The 14,111-nt window shown below is 61.0% G+C and carries 13 protein-coding genes; 7 read left to right on the top strand and 6 right to left on the bottom strand.

Annotated elements, in window-relative coordinates; all coding sequences use genetic code 11:
- Positions 1-31: 31 nt before the first annotated feature.
- Positions 32-1,921 carry an ABC transporter ATP-binding protein gene (locus tag SMD27_RS17460; protein ID WP_320509708.1) on the bottom strand — a complete coding sequence of 630 codons (1,890 nt, stop codon included), beginning with the start codon at positions 1,919-1,921 and terminating at the stop codon, positions 32-34.
- Positions 1,922-2,134: 213 nt separating this feature from the next.
- Between SMD27_RS17460 and SMD27_RS17455 the strand changes: the two genes are divergently transcribed.
- Entirely contained in the window at positions 2,135-2,818 is a 684-nt protein-coding gene (locus SMD27_RS17455; protein WP_320509707.1) for a tetratricopeptide repeat protein, read from the top strand.
- 346 nt (positions 2,819-3,164) lie between these two features.
- Here SMD27_RS17455 and SMD27_RS17450 read toward each other — a convergent pair whose 3' ends face one another.
- Positions 3,165-4,961: a serine hydrolase domain-containing protein gene (locus tag SMD27_RS17450; RefSeq protein WP_320509706.1), complete on the bottom strand. Its 1,797-nt coding sequence runs from the start codon at positions 4,959-4,961 to the stop codon at positions 3,165-3,167.
- A 199-nt stretch (positions 4,962-5,160) separates the two neighbouring features.
- On the opposite strand from SMD27_RS17450, the gene SMD27_RS17445 reads away from it, so the two are divergent.
- On the top strand, positions 5,161-5,661 hold the full coding sequence (locus SMD27_RS17445) for an SRPBCC domain-containing protein (protein ID WP_320509705.1): 501 nt from the start codon (positions 5,161-5,163) through the stop codon (positions 5,659-5,661).
- 202 nt (positions 5,662-5,863) lie between these two features.
- Here the strand turns inward: SMD27_RS17445 and SMD27_RS17440 are convergent, their stop codons facing one another.
- Both SMD27_RS17440 and SMD27_RS17435 read right to left on the bottom strand, forming a co-directional pair.
- Positions 5,864-7,450, bottom strand: coding sequence for an alpha-amylase family glycosyl hydrolase (locus SMD27_RS17440; RefSeq protein ID WP_320509704.1), 1,587 nt, complete (start codon positions 7,448-7,450; stop codon positions 5,864-5,866).
- A 68-nt stretch (positions 7,451-7,518) separates the two neighbouring features.
- The gene (locus tag SMD27_RS17435; protein WP_320509703.1) at positions 7,519-8,385 is read right to left on the bottom strand and encodes a glucose 1-dehydrogenase; all 867 of its coding nucleotides are present in this window, start codon (positions 8,383-8,385) and stop codon (positions 7,519-7,521) included.
- A gap of 175 nt (positions 8,386-8,560) precedes the next feature.
- Here SMD27_RS17435 and SMD27_RS17430 point away from each other — a divergent pair, with 175 nt between their 5' ends.
- Complete coding sequence (locus SMD27_RS17430) at positions 8,561-9,802, top strand: cytochrome P450 (protein ID WP_320509702.1); 1,242 nt, start codon at positions 8,561-8,563, stop codon at positions 9,800-9,802.
- A 99-nt stretch (positions 9,803-9,901) separates the two neighbouring features.
- Positions 9,902-10,183, top strand: a complete 282-nt coding sequence (locus tag SMD27_RS17425; RefSeq protein ID WP_320509701.1) for a hypothetical protein — start codon at positions 9,902-9,904, stop codon at positions 10,181-10,183.
- 34 nt (positions 10,184-10,217) lie between these two features.
- Here SMD27_RS17425 and SMD27_RS17420 read toward each other — a convergent pair whose 3' ends face one another.
- On the bottom strand, positions 10,218-10,799 hold the full coding sequence (locus SMD27_RS17420; protein ID WP_320509700.1) for an LOG family protein: 582 nt from the start codon (positions 10,797-10,799) through the stop codon (positions 10,218-10,220).
- Positions 10,799-11,446 carry an FMN-dependent NADH-azoreductase gene (locus SMD27_RS17415; protein WP_320509699.1) on the bottom strand — a complete coding sequence of 216 codons (648 nt, stop codon included), beginning with the start codon at positions 11,444-11,446 and terminating at the stop codon, positions 10,799-10,801. The genes SMD27_RS17420 and SMD27_RS17415 overlap by 1 nt, the downstream gene beginning before the upstream one ends.
- A 235-nt stretch (positions 11,447-11,681) precedes the next feature.
- Between SMD27_RS17415 and pdxR the strand changes: the two genes are divergently transcribed.
- From pdxR to SMD27_RS17400, 3 genes are all read left to right on the top strand, one after another.
- Positions 11,682-13,133, top strand: coding sequence for a MocR-like pyridoxine biosynthesis transcription factor PdxR (gene pdxR, locus SMD27_RS17410; RefSeq protein ID WP_320509698.1), 1,452 nt, complete (start codon positions 11,682-11,684; stop codon positions 13,131-13,133).
- 117 nt (positions 13,134-13,250) lie between these two features.
- The gene (locus tag SMD27_RS17405; protein ID WP_320509697.1) at positions 13,251-13,706 is read left to right on the top strand and encodes a carboxymuconolactone decarboxylase family protein; all 456 of its coding nucleotides are present in this window, start codon (positions 13,251-13,253) and stop codon (positions 13,704-13,706) included.
- An 83-nt stretch (positions 13,707-13,789) separates the two neighbouring features.
- A complete protein-coding gene (locus SMD27_RS17400) occupies positions 13,790-14,110 on the top strand; it encodes a DMT family transporter (RefSeq protein ID WP_320509696.1) in 321 nt (106 codons plus the stop codon).
- Position 14,111: the final 1 nt, after the last annotated feature.

Below are 14,111 nucleotides of genomic sequence, written 5' to 3'. Positions count from 1 at the left end.
ATCGCTGCGCCTTCCTTCCGAAATGCCGCCCTTAAGAAAAGGCCCGCGCGCGTTCCGTCGTCGGCTCCTCGCTCTCGGCGCGGTCGTCCAGGAAGCCGCCGGACTGGCGCTGCCAAAGCCGCGCATAGGTGCCGCGGAGCTGCAGCAATTCGGCATGAGTGCCGCTTTCGACGATGCGGCCGTGATCCAGGATGATCAGCCGGTCCATCCGCGCGATGGTGGAGAGTCGGTGAGCGATGGCGATCACCGTGCGGCCTTGCATCAGATCGTCGAGCTGTTCCTGGATCGCCGCTTCGACTTCGGAATCCAGGGCTGAGGTCGCTTCATCCAGCACCAGGATCGGCGCGTTCTTGAGGATGACGCGGGCGATGGCGATGCGCTGGCGCTGGCCGCCGGAAAGCTTGACGCCGCGCTCGCCGACATGGGCATCGAAGCCATGCCGGTTCTGCCAATCCTCCAGCTTCTCGATGAAATCCAGTGCATGGGCGCGTTCCGCCGCGTCGCGCAACTCGGCTTCGCTGGCATCCGGCCGGCCATAGCGGATATTGTCGCGGATCGAGCGGTGCAGCAGCGATGTATCCTGCGTCACCATGGCGATATGTGCGCGCAGCGAATCCTGCGTCACGCCGGCGATGTCCTGCCCGTCGATCTCGATCCGGCCGCGTTCCAAATCGTAGAAACGCAGCAGCAGATTGACCAGGGTCGATTTGCCCGCCCCCGAGGCTCCGACCAGCCCGACCTTCTCGCCCGGCGCGATCATCAAATCGATGCCGTGCAGCACGCCGCGTTCGGTGCCGTAGCCGAAATGCACGTCATGGAACCGGATGCCGCCATTCTTGACCACCAGCTGCTGCGCACCGGGGCGATCGGGCAATTGCTGCTGCACGGCGATCGAGCGCATGCCGTCCTGCACCACGCCGATATTTTCGAAGATCGCCGTCACGTTATGCGCCACCCAGCCGGAGATGTTCACCAGCTGCCAGGCGAGCGGAATGGCCATCGCCACCGCGCCAACGGCAATGGTGCCGCCCAGCCAGAGCCAGATGGCAATGGCACCGGTTCCGGCCAGCAGCAAGGCATTGAGGATGGCGAGGATGACGACGAAGGAACTCATGGTGCGCAATTGCCGGCGGAAGGTCGCGGTATGTTCATCCACCGCTTCCTTGACATGGCGGTCTTCGTCATGCGGCCGGGCGAAGAGCTTCACCGTGAGGATGTTGGTGTAGGAATCCACCACGCGGCCGGTCAGCATCGAGCGCACTTCCGACATCTGCCGCGAGCGGTCGCGCATGCGCGGCACGAAATAGCGCAGCATCAGGATATAGAAGACGAACCAGATGATGACCGGCACCGTCAGGCGCCAGTCATTGCGCGCCAGCAGCACCAGGGCCGAGCTGCCGTAGATGATGATGTACCAGACCGCCCCCGTCGCCTGGACCAGGCTTTCGCGCAAGGCCGGGCCGGTCTGCATGACCCTTGCGGCGATGCGGCCGGCGAAATCGTTCTGGAAGAAGCTCCAGCTTTGCCGCACGACATGGTAATGGCTTTGCCAGCGGATGAGATTGGTCAGGCTCGGCCCCACCGCCTGGTTGGTGATGAGGTTCTGAAAGAGAACGCCGGCCGGCCGCAGCACGAGGATCACCACCGCCATAAAGGCCAGCTCCGGCCAGGCGGCCCGCAGCAGCTCGGCGGAACTATGCGCATTGACCAGATTGACCAGCTTGCCGATGAAATACGGGATGAAAGCGTCCAGCAGGGCGACCAGCAGGCCGGAGATGAAGAGCCAGAAGATCAGCGTCCTGGCCTGACGGGCGAAATGCCAATAGAAGGCAACGAGCCCTGGGGGCGGCGTTTCGCTGGTCGCAATCTCGGTCGGTTCCAGCAGGCTTTCGAAATAGCGGAAGATCGACATGATGGTCATGATCTAAACCTCCCCCGGCGCGGTCGCAAGGCTGGTATCGGTCCGGCTGTCCTCAGCTTGTTGTGATCGCCTTTGCCAGAAGGGGGTGTCGACGCCTCCACCTTTTGGTTCCTGGCAGGTTGCTGCCGGACCGGTGCGGTGGAACATTTCCGCTCTCGGCCGGTTCTGTACTCACGGGTCACTGGGCGCTAAGCTTCCCTGGATCCGGCACCGATGGCCGAGACAGCCCATCGGTCGAAATGGCGGGTCGAGATGAGACCGTTCGCAGCCTTCCTGACCGGCTTTTCCCCTATCGCGGCGCGTATCGCCGTCGCGCTGCCAATTATGACAATATCGAGTACCAGTCTGGCGGCGATCGCGCTGACCGCCCTGCCCTTCTCTATCCTGCCGGTCGGGCCAGCCATGGCGGATCAAAAAGATTCCCGCCTGATGCCCCTCTTCGACGCCTTGCAGAAAGCCGCCTCACCTGAGGAAGCCCAGACCATCGAAGCGATCATCTGGGCGATCTGGGCCCAGACCGGCAACCGGGAGCTGGACATGCTGCTGGTGGAAGGGTCGATGGCGATGTCGAATGACGATTACGATACCGCGTTGCGCGACTTCAGCGAATTGGTCAAACGGGCGCCGAATTTCGCGGAAGGCTGGAACAAGCGCGCCACGCTCTATTTCCTGATGGGCAATTACATGGCCTCGCTGGCCGATATCGACCGCACCCTGGCGCTGGAACCGCGCCATTTCGGCGCCTTGGCCGGTCTTGGCCTGATCAACCTGCAAATGCAGCGCGACCAGGCGGCGCTCGACGCGTTCCAACGCGTGCTGAAAATCGACCCGATGAATGCCGCCGCCCGCACCAATGCGGAACTGGTCAAACACCGTCTGGGCGACGAGGCGATTTAAGGGAGGGTGACAAGCTTGCTTGCCATCGGCGCCGGGCGATGACCTGCGACAATGATGACTATCGCACCGCGCCTCCACCACACTCGCTTGTCACCCTCGGACTTGTTCCGAGGGTCCATTGTAGAGGCCGGGCAGAATGTCGGCCGAGGACGAAGACTGGCCCATCAGGCAACGTTCATCAGTCGCTGCCATGGACCCTCGGGTCGAGCCCGAGGGTGACAAGCTTGCCTGCCATCGGCGCCGTGCGATGACCTGCGACAATGATGACTATCGCACCGCACCTCTACCACACTCGCTCGTCACCCTCGGACTTGATCCGAGGCTCGTCACCCGCGGATCACCTCAATTACTGGCAGAACTTGGTCAGCCGGTTGGCCACTTCCATGATGCCGGTGGTGTCGGAGGCCGCTTCATTGCCGTCCCAGTTCTTGGCGAGGCGGATGCCGGTATAGCCGCCGGGCATCAGCACGACGAAATTACCGCCCCAGCCATCCATCTGCGGGATATAGAGGTGGCAGCCTTCGGGCGATTGATATTGCGCCTGCCAGAAGGCGGTGAAGTAATGCGTCTCGCCGTATTTGGTTTTGTCGCCCGTGGGCAAACCGCGATCGCTCGTGCCATAGGCCAGCGCGTCGATCTTGGCGGGGTCGAGCAATTGCTTGCCATCATGTAGACCACGATCCTGATAAAGCTTGGCGATCTTCACCAAGTCGCCGAGCGTCGGATAATAGCCATAGGCCATTAACGGCTGGCCCGGCTTGTCCGTTGCACGGCCATCACCTTCGATGGTGCGGTTGATCGGCGCATATTGGATACCGATCGGGCGATAGACCTCCTCGCTCAGCATCGACCAGAGATCCGCGTGCTGGCCTTCCCGTTTTTTCACGAAGGCATCCATTGCCACGCCCAGGATGAACATGTCCTCATCGCGATAACGCGCCACCTGTCCCGGTTCCCAGGGATATTTCTTCCCATCGCGGAACAGGGCCTTCAGCTTGTCCTGGACCGAGCGGCCCTCGTACCAGGCGGGATAGGTGTCGTCGAGATAGCCGTCTTCGATGCTGTTGGGATCGCGCTTGGCGCTGCCATTGCCGATGCCGGTCGCCATGTTGATCGCATCCCAGAAGGTCACGTCCTTCCAGTAATCGGCATGGGAGGTCGGCTTCACGTAATCGGTGATCTTTTCCTGATACACCTCGTCGCCGTATTTCTGGCCGAGATGCAGCAGCGCCACCGCATTGGCGGCCGCCTTGGTCACCGACCAGACGCCGAAACGCTGGCGGTCGCAATAAGGCAGCGGCCCGGCCGCACTCTTGCATTCCTTCAGATAGAGCGTCTCGCCGTCATAGAGGCCGCTGGTCAGGATTTCGCCGGCCGGCATGGCGCTGTCGAAATTGTTCAGCTTGTCGGACCCGATCTTGCCGGCGAGATCGTCCCAAGACTTCACCGGCACGCGGTTCGCGAGGTCGGCCTCGTAAGTCGCCTTCAATTCGCTGAGATTGCGCGGCGCGCCGGGTTTCAATGCCGCCGGTGCCGAACCCCAGGCGGAAAAATAATCGACCACATAATAAGGTGCGGTCTGCTGCACGATCTGGAAGCGCAGATTGCTGACCTTGCCGCCGCGATAGAGGAAGGTGGCGATGCCGTTATGGGTTTCGCCTTCGACCGAATGCACCAAAGAAAAAGGAAAGGCCGCGCGCGACCAGCCGTTATCGCCGGGCTCCGACCAGACCTGGCCCGGCTGCACGATGATGTCCCAGAAGCTGTGGCCTGCCGGCGTCGACCCGGCGCGGATCACATCCTGGGTCGCCGGCACCAGGTCGCCCTTATAGGTGAAGAAGGAGAGCCGCACCGCCGGAAAGATCTTCGGGTCCTTGCCCAGCACTTTGCGGGAGGTGAATTTCGCCGGATTGGTGCCCATTTCGACTTCCTGCAACACCAAAGTGCCGGTGAAGTCCTGCAAAGCAGGCTTGGCATCTTCGCCCGGGAGGAACCAGCGGTTGTCAATTAGCCCGGTCGGCTTTCCCTTGTGAAACGCCGTGGCATCGAGTTCGGAGCGGTCGGCCGCGGCCAGAGAGGCCGGCAGCGCCAGGACGCTTGCCAGGAGAGCGACACGGCAAAATCGGTGCAGTGAAATCGTCATGAGGTTTCCTCCAGTTATTATTGCCAAGCTTTACAGATGGCGGCTTCTTGATGAGCCAGCACGTCATCCTCCGCCGCGTCGCGCCCGGCTTTTTGATGCTAATCGTCAGAACTTGCCGGAAAACACCGTGCGTGTTTCTATATGCACCTCTCGCCGGCGTTGCGATGAGCCAAAGAAATCAAGCAGGGGGAGCGTTTGCATGAGCGATCTGGGCAGGCAGTTCCAGGTGCCGGGAATCCGTTTCGAACGGCATTTCGACAGCTCCATCGAGAGTGTCTGGGCGCATCTCACACAATGCGCCAAACTGCCCGGCTGGTATGGCGAGGATGGCATCATCGAGCCGCGCGAAGGTGGCAAGGTGCAGCTGGCCGCCGGCCATATACGCGGTTTCGTCACACGCTGGCAGCCATATCGCCAACTTGTCTATAGCTGGAACGTCTTCGGGCCGGGCGACACGATCTCGGCCTATCCGGAATCTTACCTGACCATCGATCTCACCCCAGCCGCCACCGGAACGGATCTCAAGCTGATGCATCTGCCGGTGCTGGAGCGGTTCGAAAAGCAGAATGCGATGGGCTGGCACACTTATCTTGATATGCTGGGCGCCGCCTTGCGGGGCGATCCGATCGATTCACTCGACGTCTATATGCAGCGCAATGCCGCACGCTACGGCGTCGACCTGGAGAACGTCCAGCGATGATGATGGGTGTTGTTCGTCGCCCGCCGGGATAGACCCTCGGACCCCGTTCGTCACCGGCGCCCTGGGATCACCGGAGGCGATGATCATCGCACCCCGCCAACACCAACTCCGCTCGTCACTTTCGGACTTGATCCCAGGGTCCATGGCAAAGGCCGCGCACGACGCAAAACGAGGTCGAAGGTGCATCGGACGGCGATCATGCTTATGCCGCGATAATGATGCCCTCATTCGGTCGCAGCGTCACCGTGGCGGTCGCGACCTCCGTCTGACGGTCCAGATAAGTAGACAGGATCACGCGGTGAGACTCCCGTGACGACAGTTCCACCACCTGCCCTTCAGACGACAAATTGAGCGCGACCGTGATCCTGTCATCGCCGAGGCGACGTTCATAGGCGAGAACCCGCTCACCGCAGGGAAGCAGGCGCAGATCACCCAGACGCAATGCCGGCCGCTGGACCCGGAAGGCGATCAAGGCTCGGTACAAAGAGAGGATGGAGCGCGGGTCCTTGCTGAGCGTCTCGACATTGGCCTCGCGGAAATGATCGGATAACGGGAGCCACGGTTTGGTGCTGCTGAATCCCGCCTGCTCGCCGGGGCACCACTGCATGGGCGTGCGCTGCGGATCGCGGTTGAAACCAAGGCCCGGCTCATTCTTCTCCCAGGGATCCTGCACCGCATCGGGCGGGATCGTGACCGCGCCAATGCCGAGTTCGTCGCCGTAATACATGGTTGGCGTGCCCCGCAAGGTGAGAAGCAGCATGCCGGCCACCCTGGCCTGTTCCTCGCCGACACGTGCGGCGATGCGCTTCTGGTCGTGATTGCCGAGCACCCAATTGGGCCAGCCGCCCGGCGGGAGGGCGGCCTCATATTCGGCGATCAAGCTTGCCAGGGTCGGCGCATTCCATTGCGCGTTGATGAGCTGGAAATTGAAGGGAAGATGGGCGCCGCTCAGATCCTCCCCGTAATAGGTTACCAGCCGTTCGATCGGCAGGTAGATTTCGCCGATGAGGACGCGATCGGGAAATTCGTCCAGCACGCGGCGAAGGCCGCGCACCACTTCATGAACCTCGGGCCGATCGGCGGAATTGACCTGCAACACGCGCTGAACATCCGGCCAGCCTTCGCGATAGCCCGGATTGGGTGGGTCGTCGCGAAAAGCCTCATCCTTCATCAGATGCCACATCACATCGACGCGGAAGCCATCGACGCCATAGCGCATCCAGAAGCGCAGCGCCTCATGCATCGCCTCCCGCACCTCCGGGTTGCGCCAATTGAGATCCGGCTGCTCCTTGAGAAAGGCGTGATAGTAATATTGGCCGGTACTGGCATCGAATTCCCAGGCGCTGCCGCCGAAATTGCTGACCCAATTATTCGGCAGGCCGCCATCAGGCGCCGGGTCGCGCCAGATGTACCAGTCGCGCTTCGGATTGGACCGGCTGGATCGGCTTTCCCGAAACCAGGGATGCTGATCGGAGCTGTGATTGGGCACGAAATCTAGAATGACTTTCAGACCCAGGCCATGAGCCCGCTCCACCAGCCGGTCGAAATCCTGCAAGGTGCCGAAGATCGGATCGACATCGCAATAATCCGAGATGTCGTAGCCGAAATCCGCCATGGGCGACGGATAGAAAGGCGATATCCAGATTGCATCGACACCGAGACCGGCAAGATAGTCCAGGCGGCTGGCGATGCCGTTCAGGTCGCCGATCCCGTCGCCATTCGAATCCTGATATGAACGCGGATAGATCTGATAGATGACCCCGCGCTTCCACCATATCACTTCTGACATCTGATACTCCGGCAGTAAAATTCCGGCATGTTGCGGTCACGGTTCCGCGATGACTTTCCGCGAGGAGATTACATCGGCCGACCGCCGGTCGCCGGGATGATCGCGCCGGTGATATAGCTGGCTTCCTCCGAAGCGAGGAAGACAAAGGCGCCCGCCATTTCCGCCGGCTGCCCGGCGCGGCCGAGCGGCGTGTTCTTGCCGAAATTCTCGACATGCTCGGCCGACATGGTGGAGGGGATGAGCGGCGTCCAAACCGGTCCGGGGGCAACTGCATTGACGCGGATGCCGCGCTCGGCAATCAGCTGGGCCAGGCCTTCGGTGAAATTCGCAATCGCGCCCTTGGTCGTCGCATAGGCGAGCAGCTTGGGTGACGGATTGGCGGCGTTGATCGACGTGGTGTTGATGATCGAACTGCCCGGCTTCATCCGCGGGATCGCGGCCTTCGCCAGATAGAATTGCGCGTAGATATTGGTGCGGAAGGTGGTGTCCCATTCTTCCGCGCTGATATCTTCGATCTTGGCCAAGGAAGCCTGATGGGCGGCATTGTTGACCAGGATGTCGAGACGCCCGAATTCCTGGAAAGCTTTCTCCACCAGGCTCTTGCAAAAGGCCTCGTCCTTGATGTCGCCGGGCGCCAGCACCGCCTTGCGTCCGGTCTTGGTGACCCAATTCGCGGTTTCCTTGGCATCCTCATGCTCGTCGAAATAGGAGATGAGAACATCGGCGCCTTCACGGGCAAAGGCAATCGCCACCGCGCGGCCGATACCGGAATCCGCGCCGGTAATGATCGCCGCACAGCCTTCCAATTTGCCGGAACCCTGATAGCTCTGCTCGCCATGATCGGAGGGCGGCGACATCTTTTCAGTGGTGCCCGGCATATCCTGTTGCTGCTTCGGATATGGCGGCTGCGGATATTTGCTGCGTGGGTCTTGCATGTGGTCTTCCTTCCCTGAGCAATAGCGACGCAATAGCGACTGCCAAGGAAACAAATGCTGGCGTCAGGTGTTCCTCATCACCGATTTGAGGCCGAGCGGACCGAACAGAGACGGTCGGGGATGTCGGTCACCCAGCGACCCAAGATGAACACGGAGCGGTAAAGGTGTCTTCCCAATGGCCATCCCGCAAGACCCGGCATTTGACAACACGCTCGCCTTCTTCCGCGAGGGGTATAACTTCATCGGCAACAGATGCCGCCGGCTGGACACCGATATCTTCGCGACACGGATCATGATGCGGCAGGTTGTCTGCATGAGGGGCGAGGCTGCGGCACGCCGCTTTTATGACGGCAGCAGTTTCACGCGGGTCGGGGCGATGCCGCAGACCACCTTGCGGCTGCTTCAGCGCAAAGGCAGCGTGCAGCTGCTCGATGGCGCGGCCCATGCCCAGCGCAAGCAGCTCTTTCTCGACATGGCCACGCCAGGTGAGGCCGCCCGCCTCGGCGACTGCTTCGATCGGCACTGGCGCGCAAAACTGCCGGATTGGCGGCAACGCGGCCATATCGTCCTGCGGGATGCGATGGTCGATATCCTCTGCGCGGCAGCTTGCGAATGGAGCGGCATTCCGCTGGAGAAGGCGGAGCGTGCCGGCTTGGGCCGCGCCCTGGCGGCGATGGTGGATGGTGCAGGTTCGGTGGGGCCGCGCAAGTGGCGCGGGGTAGCGCTGCGGCTTCGCGTGGAGCGCCGGCTGCGGCGCCTTGTTTCAGATGTGCGCGGCGGCCGGTTTTTGCCCGGCTCGGCCACGCCGCTGGCCCGCATCGCTGCCTTTCACGATGCGAATGGAAAGCTGCTCGATACGAGGAGCGCCGCCGTTGAGCTCCTCAATATCTTGCGTCCGACCGTCGCGGTCGCGTGGTTCATCACCTTTGCCGGATTGGCCCTGCATGAGCATCCGACTTGGCGGGACACGCTGCGCAACGATTCCAATGGCAAGTTTACGATCGCTTTCGCGCAGGAAGTCCGGCGTTATTATCCCTTCTTCCCGGTTATCGGTGGCCGGGTGCGGCATCCTTTCGACTTTGCCGGCCATCATTTTGCAACGGGCGATTGGGTCCTGCTTGGACTCTATGCGACCAATCATGATCCGCGGCTATGGCGCGACCCCGGGCGCTTTCGGCCCGAACGTTTCTTGAAATGGCGTCGCAGCGGCTATGACCTCATACCGCAGGGTGCGCGCGATTATCGCACCGATCACCGCTGTCCGGGGGAGTCCCTCACGATCGAATTGCTCGATCGCGCGCTTGCGATGCTGGCATCGCAGCTTCGATATGAGGTGCCCGAACAGGACTTGCGGATTTCCCCTAACCGCTCTCCGACTCTGCCGAAAAGCGGACTCATCCTCACCTTGCAGTCGTGACGTCGCGCGCAGGAAGTTCGCTTCGCTGCCGGACGCCTATCCCACGCTGCGATGGAACCCTTGGAAAGGTTAGGCGTTCTTCTTCTAAAGGAGGCGCCCATGACCAAGAAAACCCCTTTGCCGAAAACCCAGTTCCCCGCCGATCCAAACCGCGCGGCAGAAGCCGGCTATACTTACGGCTGGGCCGCGCCGGAAAAGCCGGGCAAGCGGATGGCGACACCGCCGCTGACACCGCCGGAAGTACCGCCCAGCGCGGTCGAACGCGATGCGGCGCGGCAAGAGGCAAAGGAGATCGCGGCAGAATCGCACAACCGTGAGCTTGAGGAAAAGCTGACCGACGAAGCCGAGAAGATCGGCCCGCGGGGCAATTTCAAGAAATAAGCGGCCGGACTACCGGATGCGCACCGGCGCGGCCCTATAACCATTTGGGCACGTCGACGCGCACATAGTTGTGAAGCTTCTCAATCAGCGCCCCGGCATCCGTATCGACGCATATCGCGCGCCGATGAGCCGCCGGCAGGAATCTCGTGTCCACCATATGGTCGATGAAGTCCAAAAACCGGCTGAAGAATTCGGCAGCATTCAACAAGCCGACGGGTTTGTCGATCTCCGCCAACTGATTCATGGTCCAGACTTCCATAAGCTCCTCGACGGTGCCGATCCCGCCGGGCAAGGCAATGAAGGCATCGGCGAGTTCAACCATGCGTTCCTTGCGCCGGCCCAGCGTCTCGGCAATTTCATGGATCGTCAGACCTGAATGGGAGTGTCCGCGCTGATGCAGGCTCGCCGTAATGACACCATGAACGCTGCCGCCGGCCTCCAGCGCCGCATCTGCGACAATACCCATCAACCCCTTCGTCGTCCCGCCATAGACGACAGTGATGCCGGCTTTTCCCAAAGCTTGACCGAGCGCGCCTGCGCCATCGGCGAATTCCTCTGAAGCGCCGAAATTCGATCCGCAAAAGACGGCAACCGCCTTGATTGGCCGCAAAGTCATCAGATAGCCCTCTCCTTCAAGACAGTCGAGGTGATAGCAGGCGATGCGGAAAAATACGCCTGCAAAGCGTGATCCGCCTCGATCCTGCTTTCAACCACCGCTTCGGGTGCAGCACCTGTTCCCTGAACGGAGAAGAATGTCAAATCGTGCAAGCCGATGGTCGCCAGGATCGCCTTCAGATACGGGGTCAGGAAATCCGGCTGACGTGCGCGCTCCCCGGAAAACCGGCCGCCCGAAGCGATCGCGATGAAGACCGGACGGTCGCGCAAGGTGCCCACTTTTCCCGCCCGTGTCGTGTTGAACGTCCGGCGCGCACGGACGACATGATCTATCCAGGCCTTAAGTACAGAGGGGACGGTGAAGTTATGCATGGGTGTACCGATGACGACGACGTCGGCCGCCTCCAGCTCCCGGATCAACTCTTCGGATTGTGCCATCGAGCCTTCCTGGGAGACGTCGGCGGACGATCCCTGGGAAATCGCATAGTCTTTGTCGATATGCGATAGGGTGCCGTCGCCGATCACGCGATTCACCACGATCGCGGTCGGCTCTTTCTGACGCAGAAATCCGATGATTTTTTGCGCCAACTTAGAGCTTTCAGCGGTTTCGCCGCGCGGGCTGCAACTCACATGCAGAATATTCTTCATTGTCGTTCCAAGCTTTGCTGAATGCCGGCGCCCATGCCTGACAGCCGTGGCTTTCTCGTTGAGCGCCTCGGAAGCAGCCACTCTACAAAGCCCATGGCCTATATCCAAGGTCCATGAACTGAAACAGAAATTGGGCCATGATCGTTATCAATATGCCCGCGCGCCGCGCCTGACTGACATCATCTGGCGATGATGATATCGTCGGTTTCAATGCAAATGCCGAGGCGGCTGGTCCATGGATACCGCGAAGCCCACGAGGATTTCACCGGCGACGATCTCGCCGCCGACGATCTCACCGCTGGATCCAGCGGCGACGACACCCTTCTACCGACAGATCTACGACCGGTTTCGCGATGCGATCGCCAGCGGCGTATTGAAGCCGGGCGACCGGATACCCTCGGCCAGAGCGCTGACCCAGGAATTGGGATTGGCAAGAGGCACGATCGAAGCGGCTTATTCCCTGCTTGCGGCCGAAGGGTACATCCAGGCGCGTGGCCAGGCAGGGACCATCGTGACGCCGGATCTCAAACCGCGCATGCCGGTAATACCCCCGAGGCCGCCATCCGATAGCGGCCTCGCTTCAACCAGTTTTCGTCCGGATTCGATTTTGCCGTTCCAGATGGGCCTGCCGGCTTTGGATGCGTTTCCGCGAAAGGTCTGGGCCCGCCTCGGCGCACGATGCGTTCGAGCGATACAGCCATCCAGCATGGCTCATCCCGCCATATACGGCCTGCCGGCATTGCGTTCGCAGATCGCCGCTTATCTCCGGGTTTCGCGTGGGATCAACTGCGCACCTTCCCAGGTCTTCGTGACTTCGGGATATCGCCACACCATCGAATTGATCGCTCATGCCTTATTGAAAGCGGGCGATCGTGTCTGGCTGGAAAATCCCGGTTATCCGCCGACACGGGAGTTGTTCGGCTATATGCAGATCGCCGGTGTCGCGGTACCGGTGGACCAGGATGGCATGATCGTTTCCGATGGGATCAAGCTGGCGCCACGGGCGCTCGCGGCCGTGGTGACGCCGGCGCATCAAAGCCCGCTCTGCGTCTCTTTGTCCTTGCCGCGGCGACTGGCGCTGCTGGACTGGGCGAGACGCAACAAGGCCTGGATCATCGAAGACGACTATGACGGCGAATACCGCTATGTCAGCCGCCCCCTCCCCGCCCTGAAGAGCCTGGATCGCGAAGACCGCGTGCTTTATGCGGGCACTTTCAGCAAGGTGCTTTTCCCCAGCCTCCGACTTGCATATCTCGTCGCGCCGGAACCACAGATCGAGCGGTTTGAGGAGATCAGCCAAGCCTTCGCAGGGAGCAGCCCCGAGCTTACGCAAACCATCGTCACCACCTTCATCAGGGAAGGTCACTTTGCGCGCCATATCCAGCGGATGCGCAAGCTCTATGCCGAGCGCCGGGATGCCACAGCCGCAGGCCTGGAAAGCGTCCTAGGGCAGCATATGGAAGTGGGTTCACCGCCGGGCGGCATGCATCTGATCTTGCGCCTGCGCGGCAGGCAGTCGGACCGCCGTCTTGTTGCGCGCATGGGCGAGGTAGGCCTATATGGTGAAGCGCTCTCCGATTGGATGATGGATCGTCATAAAGCATCCGCGCTGCTGCTTAATTTCACGAATATCGATTCTCGGAAGACGGCGGAAAATCTGGGTAAGCGTATCCTGAAGCTGCTGTGACCATTTAGCGAAGCCGGCAGAATCATGCCCTAGTACGGAAGATCATTCTTGGATCTCCCCTCCTAGGCCAAGATGCATCACGATGAAGTCCTTGATTACAAGCTTAAGGATTTCGTCATGACCAACCGTATCGACTACGCCAAGGCCTCGCCTGAGGGCTACAAGGCTTTCGGCGGGGTATATGTCACCCTGCAAAAAAGCAGCCTGCCAAACGCATTGATCAATCTTGTCTATCTGCGGGTTTCGCTGATCAATGGCTGCGCCTTTTGCATCGACATGCATTCTCGCGACCTGCTCAAATCCGGCCTGGCGGTGGACAAGCTCGTCCTGGTCCCCGTCTGGCGCGATGCCGGCAAGGTCTTCACCGCGCGCGAGCAGGCCGCACTCGCTTGGGCGGAAACCGTGACCCGCGTCGCCGAGACCGGCATTCCCGATGCAGACTACCAGGCTGCTGCCGCCGAGTTCAGCGAGAGCGAACTTGCCGATCTCACCTATGCGATCGGCCTGATGAACGCCTTCAATCGCTTCGGGGTCGCGTTCCGCTCGACACCAGCGGCCGTTGCCAAAGCATAAACCTCAATAGCGAGCGCTTCCGCCATGGACGGATCTATGAGCCGGCGCTCGCTTCTTGCAATTCTTCAAGGGACCTGTCGCATATGGCTTGGACACTACTTGGCTTGGCCGGCCTTCTCGAAATCGCCTTCGCTTTCTTCATGAAGTCGTCAGCCGGCTTTACGCGCTTGATACCCGCACTGCTGACGGTCGCCACCGGCTTATCGAGCGTCGTTCTTCTGTCGATCTCGCTTCGCACCTTGCCAGTTGGCACCGGCTATGCGGTCTGGACCGGTATCGGTGCGGCCGGAACAGCCATTATTGGCATCCTGCTCCTCGGCGATTCCGCGGCACCGATGCGGATCGCTTGCATCGGCCTCATCCTGGCCGGCGTCATCGGCCTCAAGCTGGTCTCGGGAAACTGAG

The organism is Dongia soli (assembly GCF_034044715.1).
Taxonomy (GTDB): Bacteria; Pseudomonadota; Alphaproteobacteria; order Dongiales; family Dongiaceae; genus Dongia_B; species Dongia_B soli.
Note: the sequence above shows the minus strand (reverse complement) of the source record. Positions and strands in the feature narration are given on the sequence as shown.